We start from the raw sequence: 16,367 nt of genomic DNA, 5'->3' as shown, positions 1-16,367 counted from the left end.
GCGTCCTTTTCCTACCTTATTCACCTCCATGGCTAAGTCTTTTTGTTTGCGGCGTCCATGAGGTTGATCAATAACTAACCCCTTGCACCCTAGAGAAAAACAAACGACCGTTAGCGGAACACGATCAATCGACAGGTTCGAACATGCAACAAAAAGACGCAGATTTCACCACGTCTGAGTACCACGCACGCATTTCCAAAACCCGCAGCGCCATGGAGGCCGCAGGACTAGACGCCATATTCGTGACAGACCCTTCAAACATGTCTTGGCTCACTGGATATGACGGATGGTCCTTTTATGTGCACCAAGGCGTGATCCTGACCCATAGCGGCGATCCAATCTGGTGGGGGCGCGGAATGGATGCGCTGGGCGCGCGACGCACAGTGTTTATGCAGCATCCCGATTGCATTCGCGGTTACGACGATCGATTTGTGCAAAACCCAGACAAACACCCCATGACCGAACTGGCCGATATCTTTGCCGAACTCGGTCTGGCACAGGCGCGGATCGGCGTGGAGATGGACAATTATTACTACACGGCCGCAGCCCATGGCGCGATCGAACGCGCCTTGCCAAATGCCACGATCCGTGACGCAACAGGGCTGGTCAACTGGCAGCGCGCCGTAAAATCCCCACAAGAGATTGATTATATGCGCCGTGCCGCGCGGATTGTCGAAAAGATGCACGCGCGCATTCTAGAAGTCGCCGAACCTGGACTGCGCAAAAACGATCTTATCGCAGAAATCTATGCAACGGGAATCAAAGGGGCTGATGGCCACTGGGGTGACTACCCCGCGATTGTCCCCATGGCCCCGTCAGGCATGGACGCAACCGCGCCCCACCTCACATGGGATGATCGGCCTATGCAAAAAGGCGAGGCGACATTCTTTGAAATCGCGGGGGCGCATAAGCGCTATCAATGCCCCCAATCACGAACCTTGTTCCTAGGTGAGGTTCCTCAGAAATATCTGGATGCCGAGGCCGCTGTTCTGGATGCAATTGCCGCAGGGTTGGATCAGGCAAAACCCGGCAACCAAGCGCAAGACATCGCGAATGCCTTTAATGCGACTCTGAACAAGGCAGGTTTCGAAAAAGATAGCCGCTGCGGCTATGCCATCGGCATCAGCTATCCCCCCGACTGGGGCGAACGCACGATCTCTTTTCGCCGTGGCGACACAACGATTCTACAGGCGGGAATGACCTTTCATTTCATGCCCGCGCTCTGGCTAGACGACGGCGGCTTGGAAATCACCGAACCGATCCTCATCACAGAAAGCGGATATGAATGCCTGTGCTCAACCCCAAGGGAACTATCCGTAAAACCGTAACAGCCCCAAAGGGCACCCCGTTCGCATAGGTGCTGGCGTTAATGTCGATTGATCCTATATTGCTAACACAGAGAGCAACGGATCAATAAATGACACCAGAAAAATATAGCCAAACCAAAGCCTCGCTTTTGGAGCTGGGCGGGCAGCGGGTGTGGTCATTGATGGTCACGATTTTTGGCGATCTGGCGCAGGCCCAAGACAACCTGATTGACGGGCCTACCCTTTCTGCAATCATGAACGAAATGGATGTCCGCCCCGAAGCCGTCCGCGTTGCCTTGCACCGGTTACGCAATGACGGCTGGATCATGTCGCAAAAACAGGGCCGCACCCGATTACATGCGCTCACCCCCAAAAGCCGCGCGGAATCATTGACAGCCAGCGCACGCATTTATGCAAATCCCGCGCTCCCCAAAAATGCCAACTGGCAATTGGTAATACTGGAAACCAGCGCCTCCCACTCCCGTGAGAAAATGGCCAAGCGCGGCTTTGTCGCGCTGCTCCCTCGCGTCTATTTTGGTGAGGCAGATGCAAATCCGCCCTTGAATGCACTGACCATTCAAGGGGGCCAAGCCCCCGAATGGCTGGCCCGACAACTCCTGTCCCAATCATTGGAAGATGATTACAACGCCCTTCTTCCCGTGCTTGAAACCGTGGCTCAAAACCTCAGAGAGGGAACACTGGACAGCCTTCAGGTCGCCGCCCTGCGCTGTTTGATTGTTCATAACTGGCGCAGGATCGTGCTGAGACAACCTCACCTCCCCGCCAGTCTGCTCCCTGAAAATTGGGTCGGCTATCGCTGCCATGTGTTGGTGGATCAACTGTTGGCGCAGCTGCCTAGGCCAGCCATCGCCGATATCCTGCCCAACTAGGCCCAGCGCGCTTTCCCCCCTGCCCCCCACATTGTATAGATCAGCCCATGACAAACACCGTATACCAGAATGACCTTCCAGACGGGCTCGACCTTGGGCCGGTTGTTGCGATTGATTGCGAAACAATGGGGCTGCATCCGCACCGTGATCGGCTATGTGTCGTGCAACTGTCCTCGGGGGATGGGAACGCCCATCTGGTTCAGGTGGCACGTGGCCAGACCGAGGCCCCGAACCTCTGCAAGCTTCTAGAAGATCCCGAGGTGTTAAAGCTGTTCCATTATGGCCGATTTGATATCGCCGCGATGCTGAACGCCTTTGGCGCTGTAACCGCGCCTGTCTATTGCACCAAAATCGCCAGCCGATTGATCCGCACCTATACAGACCGTCACGGCCTCGCCAAACTTTTGCAAGAGTTGCTATCCGTCGACATCTCAAAGCAGCAACAATCCAGCGATTGGGGCGCAGAAAAGCTGACCAAAGCGCAGATCGACTATGCTGCTTCTGATGTTTTGTACCTGCACCGTTTGCGGGATGCTTTGAATGTCATGCTGGAACGCGAAGGCCGGATGGAAATGGCCCAAGCCTGCTATGATTTCCTGCCCATGCGTGCCCAACTGGATCTGGCAGGCTGGCCAGATTCGGATATTTTTGCGCACTCATGAAGACCCGTGACCGCCATTCACGTACCATTGCCTTTCTCAAGGTGGTGTTCCCGCTGGCGGCGCTGGCGCTATTATCGACGCTGTTTCTATTATCCCGCGCAATGGAAACCGAAACGGCAATTCCATTTGCCAATAAGGAAATCCAGAACCGCCTGCGCGATCAGCAAATCACCGGGCCGTTCTTTTCCGGCACAACGGCGGATGGCGACCAGATGTCATTTTCCGCCGAACGCCTCATAACCTTGGAAGGTCAGGTTGGTACAAACCGCGCCGAGGGCGCCACCGCAACGCTGGAAACAGCGACAGGTGCAAAGTTTGATCTGCAGGCCGATCTGGTCGAACTAGATATCGCAGGAAACACCGCCGCTCTTACCGGCCATGTCACTTTGAACACCTCCAGCGGATACCGTATCAATACCTCACAACTGGATGCTTTGGTCTTGTCTTTGGACATTTCCGCCCCAGATAAGGTTACAGCCACAGGGCCATTGGGCGATCTAACCGCAGGGAACATGAGAGTATTTTCACCAAAAGACGCCGATTCTACGCAAATGCTTTTCAGCAACGGCGTGAAACTGGTATACACCCCTAACTGAGCAAGAAAGTGGTTACGAATATGGGTCTTCGTTTGTTGTTAATCGCGCTGTTTTCGGCGCTGATTTCTACGTCCGCTTTCGCGCAAGGTGCCAGCGTGGCCTTTGGCACCATCGCTCAGGATACCAACCTTCCGGTTGAGGTCAGCTCGGACGAACTATCCGTAGATCAGGATACCGGCACAGCAATTTTCACTGGCAATGTTATCATCGGTCAGGGCGAAATGCGGCTCTCCGCGCAAAAGGTTCTTGTCGTTTATCGTGAATCCGCAGACGGCATCGCAAAAATGGAAGCAACAGGCGGCGTAACCCTTGTATCTGGCCCCGATGCCGCCGAAGCACAACGCGCAGACTACAGCATCGATGAGGGCACAATCGTGATGCGCGGGAATGTCCTGTTGGCCCAAGGCGCAAGCGCGCTCAGCGCTGACAAAATGACCATCCGCCTAAAAGACGGAACCGCGCGAATGTCGGGCAACGTCCGCACCCGCCTTCAGACAGGTAGCAACAATTAATGGCCAAGCCTGATCTGAAAATCGCAAAAGGAAGCGGCGGGCTTCATATTGAGCATTTGCGCAAATCCTATCGCAAAAAGGTCGTGTTGCGCGATTTCTCGATGGAGCTTCAGCGCGGCGAGGCCGTTGCCCTGCTGGGGCCAAACGGGTCGGGCAAAACAACAACCTTCTATTCCGTTGCAGGTCTGGTCACGCCCGAAGCAGGCTCGGTCACCATTGATGGTCGCGATGTGACCACCCTGCCCATGTACCGCCGCGCGCAGCTGGGGATCGGCTATCTTCCCCAAGAAATGAGCATTTTCCGCGGCATGTCTGTTCAGGATAACATCTTGGCCATTCTCGACATCGTAGAAAACAACCGCCGCAAAAAGCTAGAGCGGCTGGACGAGCTGCTAACCGAGTTTTCCATCGAACACCTGCGCCGCGCGCCCGCTCTTGCGCTGTCAGGCGGTGAACGCAGGCGCGTTGAAATCGCGCGCAGCCTTGCCGCCAATCCGAAATACCTTCTTTTGGATGAACCCTTTGCTGGCGTGGATCCCATTTCGGTTGGCGATATCCGCCACCTTGTTGCTGATCTGAAAAAACGCGGAATCGGCGTGTTGATCACCGACCACAACGTGCGCGAAACCCTCGAAATCGTTGATCGCGCCTATATTCTGCACGAAGGCCGCGTCCTGATGTCTGGCACCCCAGACGAAGTTGTACAGGACGGCGATGTCCGCCGCGTCTATCTTGGTGAAAACTTTAAGATATCTTGATCAATTAACTTCACGTATTCAGATAAGTACTGCCTAAGTAGATTGACTTTTAGGTCTCTTTGGACGTCTAATTAGGTATGGCGAATTGGCTATGCATGTACAACAGACCAGCATCACCTTTGGGTGAGACGGTTTTTAACAACCTGCAACCAGCCGCCATTTCCCGCACCTGAATTCGTCAAAACGCCCTCATAGGGCGTATTTTCGGTTTCAGATCACAACCTTAAGGAGATTATATGCGGTATCAAATCAGCGGAAAACAAATCGACATCGGCGAAGCACTGCAAACGCACGTCAAATCAGAGCTAGATGTAGCTGTGCAAAAATATGCCGAACGACCGACTGATGCCCAAGTAATTTTTTCCAAATCCGGCCATGAATTTGTCTGCGAGACAACCGTCCACCTATCCACCGGATTAACCGCGTCAGCCAAGGCACATGCGACCGAAATTTATGCCGCTTTTGACGGCTGCACCGAAAAAATGGAAAAACAGCTGAGACGCTACAAACGCCGTCTCAAAGACCACCACCGCGAACGGGCTGAACCTGTCGAACTATTGGGGGCTTCCTCCTATATTCTGGCCTCGGATCAGCATGGCGAAGCGGAAGAGCCCGAAACCCTACAGCCGATGATTGTTGCTGAAATGGAAACAAAAATCGCCACCCTCTCTGTGGGAGAGGCCGTCATGCAAATGGAGCTATCAGGCGCACCTGTTTTAGTGTTTAAAAAGGAAGGAAAGGAAGGGGTTAACGTTGTTTATCGTCGCGATGACGGAAACATCGGTTGGATTGACCCTGCCTAGGGACTGGGCTAAGCACTCGCGTGCGAACCCATAGGGAAAAGCAGACAAATGAACTTTGCAAAACTCATAACGCCTGAGGCGGTAAAGGTGCTTTCCTCTACCACCAGCAAAAAGCGGCTCTTAACAGAGCTTGGCGAGCTTGCTGAAACTGTCTACGGCTTACATGCGCAAACTGTTGTCGAAGCTTTAATCGCACGCGAAGCGCTGGGGCCCACGGGTGTGGGCCACGGCGTTGCATTGCCCCACGCCCGTCTTGAAGGTGTGTCAGAGGTAACAGGCCTGTTTGTTTTGCTCGAAAAACCTGTGGATTTCGGATCGGTGGATCGTCAGCCTGTTGATATCGCCTTTGCCCTTTTTGCGCCTGAAAACGCGGGGGTTGAGCACCTGAAGGCGCTCGCGCTTGTGTCACGCACCCTGCGCGATACAGGGATTTGCAGCAAACTACGGGCAAACCCTAGCGCCAACACTCTTTATACAATCCTGACCGAAGCAGAGACTGTTAAAGCGGCCTAACCCTTAGGCGCGCCAAGGCCCATATCCAAACATCATATAGTCGCGCTGATACACATCCGCGCACAGCGATTCTATTTCCGCGTCATAGAAATCTTCCAACGTGAAATTACCACGGTGCGAGGCCGGTGCGACCCGTGGCGCCTCCGTATACCCAACTTCCTTTGCAAGGGAATCGAGATGCGCCGCCAACCCCTCTTCGCGCAGAATGAGGTCGGGCAAAGTGAACTCACCGAATCCCTGAACAACTTGCGCCTGCGTGGCCCACTCAGGATCCACGCGGATCGCGGTTTGTCCGGCAAGGTTTCCCTTTAGGAACGTGAGAAACGCAATGAAGCACGCGCGATGAGACGCAAGATCAATGTCATTCTCTTGGCCTTCTTCGGGAAGGGGCAGTTTATAGCGGCGCACCAACGTCCGGCGCAGCTGCAAATAGCTCCCTTGCCCCGCATTCATAATCCGGTGGCAGAACACCTCATGCGCGCGCGCCAATGGGTGGCGTAACACGGTAAAGCTGCGGTGGCCGACGTTCTGTCTCTTCCATTGGCGCAGCTCTTTCTGGGTCATCTTTTTACCCAGCGCATTTTGCTTTTGCCCGTCCAACGCTGCCAACCAACGACGGACCTCTTGGTCAGGGCCACCAGCAGCGGGCATGAAAATCAACGGCGCCCGCACCCCTGCCACATAACCTGGCACATTCGGGCCGCGCCGCGGCTCAAAGTTGGGCGTTCTGGTTAGGTCAAACCGATCTAGGCGGCTTAGCGTTTGCTCTAGCAACGCATAGTTGCTCACCTTTTCGGAAAGGGGGCTGGGGTTTTGTTTCTTGAGGTTCTTATCCAGCCCTTCAAGCCGATCAGCCACGCCCAGATAAGCAGCGATGCCGTTCATCACCTCAACGCTCTGCAAATCTTCATAGGCCACATAAAACGCAGTTTGGCCGCTGGTTTGTAGCCTATTCATCAATAGCAATTGGAAATTCTGCAACGCCTCTAAATGCGCTTCAAATTCTGCTGGCACAAAATCGGCCTTAGCCGCCTTGCGGGCCTTCATATCTGTCAGCTTCCACTGGCCAGTCGCCTGCGCGATTTTCCAGCTTACATAGCTTTCTACCGGATTACGGGTGAGGATAATCTTGGCGCAATTCGGATCATCCAGAACAAGGTCCAGAACCCGCGGGTCGTGATCATGGAAATAGCGAAAGCCCCCCATCACACCCTGCTCATGCTTGATCGCCCGCAGCAGCGCCGCTGGCTCCATATCACGGGCGGCCTGATCCACGCCCAGAATCTGGGTCGTATTCGGATAGCCGATAAAGTGGGGGTTAAACGCCTCACCGTGGCACGCGATGCCATCAAACGCGTTCAGGTTCGCCTCTAGAAAATTGGACCCTGTGCGCATTTCTGCAAACACTACAAAGCTGGTAAAGCGCGTTGTCATTCTATTTCACCAAATAAGGTTTCCGCGGCACTTCGGGGTTCGAAGTCGGGCCGCGTTCAACAGGGAAATCGCCCATAAGGTAGGGGTGCATGCCCTGATTTTTCAAATTCTGCAGGAATTGGCCAAAGCCGTGTAAATCAACCATCTTGGGCGCTTCCGACAAACGCCTGATCCGCGCCTGTCCGATCTCGTCCAAAATACCCTGCAACGGCTCCATCGGGGCCTCGATAAACTCAGCCATGGTCCAAATGCGCACACGCGCCTTGGTATAGGGCGATCGCAGCACATCCATATGTTCGCTTTCAACCTTTTGAAGCGTCGCCGCAATGCGCCTGATATCTACAAAATCCATGTTTGAGCGGAACAACGGCACAGCCCAAGCACCCGTAATCACCGAAATCTGCGCATTCGGATCTTTTGCGATGCGCCAGTTGATATCCTGATTGTCCAGCGGCCCGAATTGAAAGCACTGCCGCTCGCCCCGCGTGTTCCAGATCAGATTGGTCAAAAAGGTCTCGGGGTTATAATCCCGCTGAATCGGATTATCGCTCAGCGCGCCATTCAGGGTTGTTTGCCCCTCCGCGAACTCCGCGCGTTCAGGAGCGAATAGATGCCCGTGCACACGCGCACCCGTCGCGTTATTCAACCAAGGCTCAAAATTCTCAAACAGCTCTGAAAACCCTTGGAACATCGAGTATTCAGCAGCCGTGACGCCGTTTTCCCAATCTTCATTCGGGAAGCGGCTTTGCATATACAGGCCAGAACGACCGCGCGTTCGCCGCTCAACCGCTTTTGCAAAAATCCTGTCAATCTTGCCTGGATTTGGCTCGGTCTTTTTCATCGCGCCAGCAGCGTCCGTCAAAAACGCCTCATACAGGCGGTCTGCATAGGGCCAAATCTTGCGCGCAACGAAACAATCAGATCGCCGTAGCAGCTGCAGGTGATCATCATAGAAAATATGCGGCTTTCCCTGAAAGTCGAATTTAGACAGCGTCAAAGACCGGCTTTCCACATTTGTGGAATACAGCCGCGACAGAGTCTGGAAATAGCTTTCATCCGGAATCCAGACATGGCGAAAATACTTGTCGTATTTCGGCCTTTCGGGATCTTGCAAAATCGCCGACAGCGTCTGGCGCGTCAGGCACCACCACTGTGATCCCATATGCGGAACCAACCCATGCGGCATCTTCCGTTTTAGGTTTAGCGACCGCTGAATGTTCACCGCCTTATCGAACAGATAGCGGTGACGCTTCCATGAAAACGGAAAGCGCATCGTGAAACGTTCTTCGTCCAGACCACCCACAGTCCATGGAACATCGGCGGTTGTCGCGCTTTCGATGAAATCCGTGCGCGGGCGTTCGGCAAGATAGTCAATCAATTCATGCACAGGGCGCAAAGGCAGGCACGACCCCGACGCAAGATAGACATGCCGCACATCCGGAAAACTGGCCAGCATCAACTCGGAAGCAGCCTGCGACGCGGCGACAATTCCCCATGTCCCCCATTCGCAGCGGAAGCGTTTTGAGAATAACACATTGGGAACATCCGCCAGCGCGGCAACAAATTTATCATACGTCGCATTGGGCACTTTGCGATCAACATGGATCACCACTGGCACATCAGCCGAGGCCCAGTGCCGCGCAACCTGCTCGGCCCGCCCCAGCGCTGTGTGAACCAGCATGGATATGCCCAGCGATGCGGTCATGCCCAGTTCCCTTTGGACATCAGGCCCAAAATCTCTAGCTGGCGCCAGTTGATGTATTTCTCGCTCCACTTACACCACAGCTGGGGGTTATCCTTTACCCGATCGGCATAGGCTTTGTATTCAACCGACCCCGCATAATGCTGCGCGCGCTCCAGCTCTTCTGCTGCTTTTGCGCCGAATGTATCAATGAATTTGGCATGCAGCAGAACGCCACTGGCCTTTTCGCCACCCCATTCATCGTAAACCTGATTCAATCCGCGCGGCAGCAGCATATGGGTCGAGCTGACATAGACGTATTTCTTGTCCCACTTAACCAAAGGCACCTTGTTCAACGCAGGCGCCTTTGCTGGCTGATCCGCAAAAAAGACCCGCGCCCGTGGGCCGCCCTGTATCCACAGATTGGTAAAAGCGTGATTGCGCGCCATCGTATAATTGCCGCTGTCAAACCACGATGCAATTTCCATCGGGTTCTGGCCGGAACGGTAGGGCTGTTCATCCAAACGCCCCTTTGGATACATATCCAGCAACATCGCCGAAAACGATTTGATCGAAGACGCATCCAGCCAATCCGTCAACGCGCGCAGCGGACGGGTATCGCAGAACGGATAGACCAGAAATTCATCCGGATCGACGGTAAGCGTCCAGTGGCCATGCGCATATTTGCGCTGAAGCCAGTTCAGCCAATCCACCCCAAACCGCGATCTGCGATAGCTGGCGCGCGTAGACCACAACGACACATCGGGCTGGTTGCGCAAATAATCCAGCGCGCCATCGTCGCTATCATTGTCCACGAAAAAGAAATGGTTCACGCCCTGCTTGCGATAGTAATCCAGAAAATAGGACAGGCGAACTTTCTCGTTACGCTGGGTACAGAACAATAGAATATCGTCGGGCCGAATTTGATCGGTCCGGTCCACAACGGTTTTCAATTCCCGCCGCTTTCTAAATGCCCTTATGCGCCAACGCTTTCGTTGGAGCCGCAAGCGATATGATTGGATCGCACCCAAACACTGCCCTCATCTTCATGATCCGTCAGCTATCATCGACGCCTATCAGGTAAAACTTAATGCGATCTTGAAATGTTGCTTCCAAGACGGCGCATCAAAATCATCTACCCGTAACGCGCCCCGTGGCTGTTGGGACCAGTTAACTATGTTATCTTCCCACATCTGATCGTCTGAATCATCTAGGTAAACAGCCCTAGTTGCAAGGATTTCCCGAAATGTCGCCTTATTGCTGCACAAAACGGGCGTCCCCAATTGCAATGCCTCAACCGCTGGCAATCCGAAACCTTCGGCATGGCTTGGAAATAGCAAAGCATGCGCCCCCTCAATCAACGACAAAAGCGCCCCATCACTAAGGCCTGACACCTCCTGTACCCTAGAACCAGGGCCAAGCGCATCAAGTCTGGCAAACACATTTTCGTTATTCCAACCGCGCCCACCGCAAATCAACAACATCGGAGCATCTGGCCCCAGACGATCCCAGACATCCAGCAAAAGCTGGTGGTTTTTCCGCGGCTCGATGGTGCCCACCGTGATGAAATAGGGGGCCTCGATCTGTAGGTCTGCGGGCACTTCGGCAACAATGGGCACCGGCTTTATTGTTCCCAAATGCGCAACAATAGCATTCGGCACAGCGCCCCATGACGCAAAAACCGCTTCGGTTCTATTCTTGGTATCTTCAGAATTATAAATCAGCAAATCCGCATAGCGATGGACGCGCCGCAGCATTGCCTCAAACACCTCAACAGAACCTGCGCGCTGGTATTGCGGATATTCAAGAGGGATAACATCATGAATAAAAACAGATGTTTTGGCGTTCTTGATCGTCGCTACAGCGCCCAAAACCCGTTTTGTCAGATTGCTATGGCCCGTGTTCAAATAAGCAGTCCCAGCAGGCAGTCGGCTTTGCAACATGCGGGGCAATTGATGAGGCAGGCAGCGGGCAACCGACAATTTGCGCAGCTCTGTTACAGCACTACGTGCGATCGGAGTCGCACCGCGCATCAGTCGCGATAGAAAATCCGGCGTGGGGTACGGCAGAGTACCAGACAGGCAATCCCGAAATCGCGACAATCCGACCTCATCCAATAGAACATAACCCAACGGCGTGCGGGCCAGCCCCCAAACAGGAACAGCATCCGCTAGCAGGGCTTCCAGATAGGCAAATTCAACACGGTCCACACCCGTCATCACGCGGCCAGCGCGCCTTAGCAGGCGGGTAACATCCAATAGCCGCGCAGGAGGGGATAGGTTTTCGTGCTCCATACCCTCCTACCCTAAAATCAGTTCAAGCTTGGCGCGATATCTTTGATGTAGGCCGCAAGATCATCGCGCAATTCAGGACGCTGCAAACCATACGCTACCGTGGCCTGCAAGAAACCCGATTTTGAACCGCAATCAAAACGCTGCCCCTCAAAACGGTAGCCATAAACCTTGCGGTCTTTCTCTAGATCCGCAGCAATCGCATCCGTGAGCTGGATTTCACCACCCGCACCCTGCTTCATTGCATCCAGATTCTTCAAAACCGTAGGTGACAGGATATAGCGCCCAATCACAGCAAGGTTAGACGGGGAATCTTCGGGCTTTGGCTTTTCGACCATCCCTTTGACATCCAACAGGTTTCCTTCCTGCGATGTCACATCCAGAACACCGTACGAAGACGTTTTTTCTGGCGCCACTTCCATCGCAGCAACCATGTTACCGCCTGTTTCTTCATAGGCTTCAACCATCTGCTGCAAGCATGGCTTGTCAGCCGAGATCACATCGTCCGGCAGAATAACCGCAAAGGGCTGATCCCCGATCAAACGGCGCGCGCACCAAACAGCATGCCCCAGCCCAAGCGCTTTGTGCTGGCGCACATAGGCAATTGCACCGCTGTCCATATTCGTTTGCTCAAGAATATTCAAAAGATCGTCTTTACCTTTGCGGCGCAGCTCTTCTTCCAGATTGGGGGCAAGATCGAAGTAATCTTCCAGCGCACCTTTGCCTCTTGAGGTCACAAAAATGAATTCTGTGATCCCCGCCGCGCGCGCTTCGTCGATTGCATATTGAATCAACGGGCGATCAACCAAAGTCATGATCTCTTTTGGTACGGATTTTGTCGCTGGCAAAAACCGCGTGCCCATGCCTGCCACTGGAAATACTGCTGTCGTGACCTTGTTAGCCATTTAATTATAGACCTCTTTTAGTGTTTATTGCGCCGCCAAACTCGGTCATTGGCTGCTTTCCAAAGAGCATAACCCGCAAAACGTCACGTTTTTAATGTAAATCCCAATTGCCGTGCAAGAAAGGCGCAAATATGGCAAAAGCCCTTAATTTATGGGGAAAATAAACTCTGATGAGTTATTATGCATCAAACAAGCCCCGAACAAGAGCAACCCGCTCTTTCTCTTTGACTAATTTGCGTTGAAAGCTGGTCAGCCGAAAGAGAGGCGCAGCCCGATCCGAACGCCCGAAAATCCCCCCGCGCTGAACCCAAACACCGTCTTCATTAAAAAACGTTTTGTGAAACAACGCCGTTCGCGACAAAATCAGCACTGTTTCAATGTTTCCCGCCGCAACCCGTGTCGCGGCCTCCTTCAGAAGGGTCTTTCCCCGCAAACCCCGAACCGCCGAAAACCGTGCAGCCCTTGCCGCGTTTTTTACAGGCCGAAACGGCAATACCGCGTGCTTGGCCATCGCCGCCCCGCCAAAGCTGCGCTCTTGGCCTTCTTTATACCCTTTAGACAATCGCTTCATCAGGCGGCGAACATCCCGTGGCTCTAACCGTCCGGCAACCATATGGGTCAACAGCCGGTGGCGTTCAGATCGATATTGAAGCCGCCAGTGATCCGCTCTTTCATCCTTTGGGATATGTTTGCGCTGAAAGACGCCCCAACTGGCACCGATTTCATACAAATCACGCGGAACGCGGTCTTTTCTGCGCGTCGCGCTTTCGGCGAAACCGTGATGAACCTGCGCCAAAGGCACCAGCGCGGTCGCATGCCCAGCGCGGGCAAGCCGCATATTCACATCTGTCTCATCCAAGAAAAAGCGAAAGGCAGGGTCAAACCCGCCGATGTCGATCAGAACATCCCGCCGAAAAGCCATATTCGTGCCTTCCGTCTTGATCGCGCGGCCCTTGGGCGGGTGCAAAACCGTGGCTTGCAACGCATCAATCTCGACGTTTTGCGGCAGGCCATGCGCATCCAATGTCCGCGCTTTGTTTTGAAAGGTAATCCCGTTGCGGCCCCTGACAAAACCGCCCATGGCAGCAACCTCACCCTGTTGGGCGGGCGCTACCAGATGGCGCAGCCATGTTGGCTCTGGCACTGCGTCATCGTCAATGAACGCGATGATTTCACCAGCGGCATGTTCAATCCCGATGTTTCGGGCCTTGGAAATGTTCGCCTCGTCAAAGGCGATGCATTTAATCTCGGACAATGCGCTGCATTGCTCTGTCACCGCGATCCCTGCAGGGCAGGCAACCACGACAACTTCAAACTGCGGGTATTGCAACTGCGCAACAGCGGCCAGACAGCGGCGCAAAGCTTCAGGCCGCTCGCGGCTGACGATAATAACGCTGACTGTCTGGACGCTCATGTCAATTCAATACCAAAGCCTCAGGCCCTTAAGCAGGCTTTAAATCCACACCAGGTGCATAGGCGATAAAGAAGGGGTTCGCGTAATCTTCTTTGCCGTAAACCAACGCGCTGTGATCATCAAAACGGATCACATCACCGCCCGCACCTTTCAGCACCGCATGCCCTGCGGCCGTGTCCCACTCCATCGTGCGACCAACGCGCGGATAGATATCTGCCTCGCCCGTAGCGATCAGACAGAACTTGAGCGAAGAACCCGCGCTTTTCATATCTTTCACAGCGTATTTGCCGATGTAATCATCTGTCGCCTGATCGCGGTGCGATTTGCTGGCCACTACCATTAGCGCAGAATTGTCAGGGTTAGAGACTGAAATCTCTTTCATCGGGCCAACAGTGTCTTTGGCAAAATCGCCCGTTTCTTCCACCGACTGACCCCCAGCAAGGGTAAAGAACATCCGGTCTTTTGCAGGGGCATAAACAACGCCGCGCGTTGGTACACCGCCCTCAACCAATGCGATGTTCACTGTGAAATCCCCACGGCGGTGAATGAACTCTTTGGTGCCGTCCAATGGATCAACAATCAAAAATGTATCGCCTGACGTGCTGTGGGTGGCCGATTGCTCTTCGGTCACCAAAAGAACATCGGGAAATTCTGCCCGCAGACCATCAGAAATGATTTTATCCGCCGCTTCATCAGCCGCCGTTACGGGGCTGTCATCCGACTTTGACTTCACATCAAAATCGTCCTGACCATAGATTTCCATGATCTTATCGCCTGCTTCCAATGCCAACCGTCGCATAACCTGCGTCAATTTTTCGTAATCCATGCCCTACTCTCGCCATCCTTCGTTGATATAAACTTTGGATACCTTATGATGCGCATGAAACGGATCGGCAAGAATTCCGTGCAATCGTGGTCATTTCCGCAAGGCAGTACAAAATGTTCCAACCCGTTCGCAAAACCAGATCGACAGCGCACGTCATCCTTACGATGATGGAATTGATCTATCATTCTATCGTCCGTTCCGTTCGCAAAAGCCATAACAACGCCTTTCTGGCGATCGCGACAAACATTTTGCAGGCGGTGATTTTTGTTGGCGCCTTTTATGTGATGTTTTCCATTCTGGGATTGCGCGGCGCCGCGCTGCGCGGTGATTTTCTCATCTATATCATGTCTGGAATCTTTCTTTACATGACCCACTCAAAGGCGCTGGGCGCGGTTGTCGGCTCTGAGGGCCCTGCAAGCCCCATGATGCAACACGCGCCCATGAACACGATCATCTCGATCTGCTCGGCCGCTCTTGGGGCGCTCTATATTCAGGTTTTGTCGCTGGCGGTGATCCTGTTTGTGTATCACGTCGCCTTTACACCGCTTGAGGTCGAACACCCCTTTGCCGCCTTCGGTATGCTCATGCTTGCATGGTTTACAGGTGCCGCATTGGGTCTGGTCCTTCTCGCGATCAAACCGTGGTTTCCCACGGCTGTCAGCATTTTCTCTACCATCTATCAACGCGCCAATATGATTGCCTCTGGCAAGATGTTTGTTGCAAACACCCTTCCTGGCTTCATGCTGGCGATGTTTGATTGGAACCCGCTGTTTCACACCATCGATCAGGCGCGAGGCTTTGCGTTTCTGAACTATAACCCACGCTATAGCGACCCGATGTATGCTCTTTGGGTTGGCTTGGTCTTGGTCATGGTGGGTTTGATGGGCGAATTTTATACCCGCAAACATGCCTCCATCAGCTGGAGCGCGCGACGCTAACCCTAAAACAGGCCAGCTAATCGCGGATCAGGTCACAACACGCAGCGTCAGGTTCAGCCGCCCACCTTTGGGCAATAAGGTGGAAGAGCCGCCCCGAATTTTATCTACACCATGATAAGCAAGACGCGCCTCGCCTCCCATAACCACAACATCCCCCGACCGCAGCCACATGCTTTCGGTTTTGCCCCCGCGGGTCACATTCCCCATACGGTACAATCCGTCATCCCCCAGCGACAGCGAAACAACGGGCCATTCCATATTTGCCTCGTCGCGGTCCTGATGCAGACCCATTTTCGCGTCCGCACTATAGTAGTTAATCAAACAACACTCGGGCTGCCGCTCTAGCCCCGTGGCCCTTTTCCAGATCTCCAACACGTCGTCAGGGATCGCGGGCCATGGTTTTCCCGATGGATGGCTAGGCGCATAGCGATAGCCCGACTTGTCCGAAAACCAGCCATATTGCCCCGCAGCAGTCATCCGGACCGACATAGGCTTGCCCATTGGCGTCTCTGGACGGAAAAACGGAGCCTGCGCCACAACCCCACGGATCGCAGCCAAAACAGCGCGCTGTTGCGCGACATCCAGAAACTCAGGATGAATTTCAAACCCCTTAACGGATAGTTTCATCGCAAAATCCAAATTATTTGATCAATTTTCACGATTATTTCCTGAATCATCACTTCTTGGTGTCTGCCATGCTTGCAGCAACCGCACCCCCTCCTTATATACCCCTCGAACCGCTGGAGACGAGCCGTATTCAGCGCAAACCGGATCGGAGCAATGGTGCCACAACGGGCCTACGCTTCGTGTAATCGCCTTGAGCAAAAGAGGGATCGA

Annotated in this window: 17 protein-coding genes; 9 read left to right on the top strand and 8 right to left on the bottom strand. The window is 53.8% G+C overall.

The annotated features are described in order from the left end of the window. Positions 1–143: 143 nt before the first annotated feature. The 8 genes from doeA (at position 144) to Z948_RS0108215 (ending at position 6,041) form a co-directional block, all read left to right on the top strand. Positions 144–1,328, top strand: a complete 1,185-nt coding sequence (gene doeA, locus Z948_RS0108250; RefSeq protein WP_025059095.1) for an ectoine hydrolase DoeA — start codon at positions 144–146, stop codon at positions 1,326–1,328. An 89-nt stretch (positions 1,329–1,417) separates the two neighbouring features. Further along, entirely contained in the window at positions 1,418–2,197 is a 780-nt protein-coding gene (locus Z948_RS0108245; RefSeq protein WP_025059094.1) for a PaaX family transcriptional regulator C-terminal domain-containing protein, read from the top strand. Positions 2,198–2,244: 47 nt separating this feature from the next. Continuing rightward, on the top strand, positions 2,245–2,859 hold the full coding sequence (locus Z948_RS0108240) for a ribonuclease D (RefSeq protein ID WP_025059093.1): 615 nt from the start codon (positions 2,245–2,247) through the stop codon (positions 2,857–2,859). Then, positions 2,856–3,455: a hypothetical protein gene (locus tag Z948_RS17940; RefSeq protein WP_037951397.1), complete on the top strand. Its 600-nt coding sequence runs from the start codon at positions 2,856–2,858 to the stop codon at positions 3,453–3,455. Before Z948_RS0108240 ends, Z948_RS17940 begins: the two co-directional genes overlap by 4 nt. Positions 3,456–3,475: 20 nt before the next feature. Next, on the top strand, positions 3,476–3,967 hold the full coding sequence (gene lptA / locus Z948_RS0108230) for a lipopolysaccharide transport periplasmic protein LptA (protein WP_025059092.1): 492 nt from the start codon (positions 3,476–3,478) through the stop codon (positions 3,965–3,967). Next, entirely contained in the window at positions 3,967–4,725 is a 759-nt protein-coding gene (gene lptB / locus Z948_RS0108225) for an LPS export ABC transporter ATP-binding protein (RefSeq protein ID WP_025059091.1), read from the top strand. The genes lptA and lptB overlap by 1 nt, the downstream gene beginning before the upstream one ends. 236 nt (positions 4,726–4,961) lie before the next feature. After that, positions 4,962–5,528, top strand: a complete 567-nt coding sequence (gene hpf, locus Z948_RS0108220; protein ID WP_025059090.1) for a ribosome hibernation-promoting factor, HPF/YfiA family — start codon at positions 4,962–4,964, stop codon at positions 5,526–5,528. 48 nt (positions 5,529–5,576) lie between these two features. Then, a complete protein-coding gene (locus Z948_RS0108215; RefSeq protein ID WP_025059089.1) occupies positions 5,577–6,041 on the top strand; it encodes a PTS sugar transporter subunit IIA in 465 nt (154 codons plus the stop codon). Between the two features lie 3 nt (positions 6,042–6,044). On the opposite strand, the gene Z948_RS0108210 is transcribed toward Z948_RS0108215, so the two are convergent. The 7 genes from Z948_RS0108210 to cysQ all read right to left on the bottom strand — a co-directional run bounded on the left by Z948_RS0108210 (position 6,045) and on the right by cysQ (position 14,592). Continuing rightward, a complete protein-coding gene (locus Z948_RS0108210) occupies positions 6,045–7,475 on the bottom strand; it encodes a sulfotransferase family 2 domain-containing protein (RefSeq protein WP_025059088.1) in 1,431 nt (476 codons plus the stop codon). 1 nt (position 7,476) lies between these two features. Then, entirely contained in the window at positions 7,477–9,180 is a 1,704-nt protein-coding gene (locus Z948_RS0108205) for a DUF5927 domain-containing protein (RefSeq protein ID WP_037951393.1), read from the bottom strand. Continuing rightward, positions 9,177–10,187, bottom strand: coding sequence for a glycosyltransferase family 2 protein (locus Z948_RS0108200; protein ID WP_081784039.1), 1,011 nt, complete (start codon positions 10,185–10,187; stop codon positions 9,177–9,179). The genes Z948_RS0108205 and Z948_RS0108200 overlap by 4 nt, the downstream gene beginning before the upstream one ends. A 45-nt stretch (positions 10,188–10,232) precedes the next feature. Beyond that, a complete protein-coding gene (locus Z948_RS0108195; protein ID WP_025059085.1) occupies positions 10,233–11,450 on the bottom strand; it encodes a glycosyltransferase family 4 protein in 1,218 nt (405 codons plus the stop codon). A gap of 17 nt (positions 11,451–11,467) precedes the next feature. Continuing rightward, complete coding sequence (gene galU / locus Z948_RS0108190) at positions 11,468–12,352, bottom strand: UTP--glucose-1-phosphate uridylyltransferase GalU (protein ID WP_025059084.1); 885 nt, start codon at positions 12,350–12,352, stop codon at positions 11,468–11,470. A 178-nt stretch (positions 12,353–12,530) separates the two neighbouring features. Beyond that, complete coding sequence (locus Z948_RS0108185) at positions 12,531–13,766, bottom strand: glycosyltransferase family 2 protein (protein ID WP_025059083.1); 1,236 nt, start codon at positions 13,764–13,766, stop codon at positions 12,531–12,533. A 28-nt stretch (positions 13,767–13,794) separates the two neighbouring features. After that, positions 13,795–14,592, bottom strand: a complete 798-nt coding sequence (cysQ, locus tag Z948_RS0108180; RefSeq protein ID WP_025059082.1) for a 3'(2'),5'-bisphosphate nucleotidase CysQ — start codon at positions 14,590–14,592, stop codon at positions 13,795–13,797. Between the two features lie 113 nt (positions 14,593–14,705). Between cysQ and Z948_RS0108175 the strand changes: the two genes are divergently transcribed. Continuing rightward, on the top strand, positions 14,706–15,530 hold the full coding sequence (locus tag Z948_RS0108175; protein ID WP_025059081.1) for an ABC transporter permease: 825 nt from the start codon (positions 14,706–14,708) through the stop codon (positions 15,528–15,530). Positions 15,531–15,557: 27 nt separating this feature from the next. On the opposite strand, the gene Z948_RS0108170 is transcribed toward Z948_RS0108175, so the two are convergent. Then, positions 15,558–16,157, bottom strand: coding sequence for an alpha-ketoglutarate-dependent dioxygenase AlkB family protein (locus Z948_RS0108170; protein ID WP_025059080.1), 600 nt, complete (start codon positions 16,155–16,157; stop codon positions 15,558–15,560). Positions 16,158–16,367 lie beyond the last annotated feature (210 nt).

This window comes from Sulfitobacter donghicola DSW-25 = KCTC 12864 = JCM 14565, from assembly GCF_000622405.1.
Taxonomy (GTDB): domain Bacteria; phylum Pseudomonadota; class Alphaproteobacteria; order Rhodobacterales; family Rhodobacteraceae; genus Sulfitobacter; species Sulfitobacter donghicola.
The sequence above is the reverse complement of the archived record's forward strand: the minus strand, read 5'-3'. Positions and strand labels throughout refer to the sequence as shown.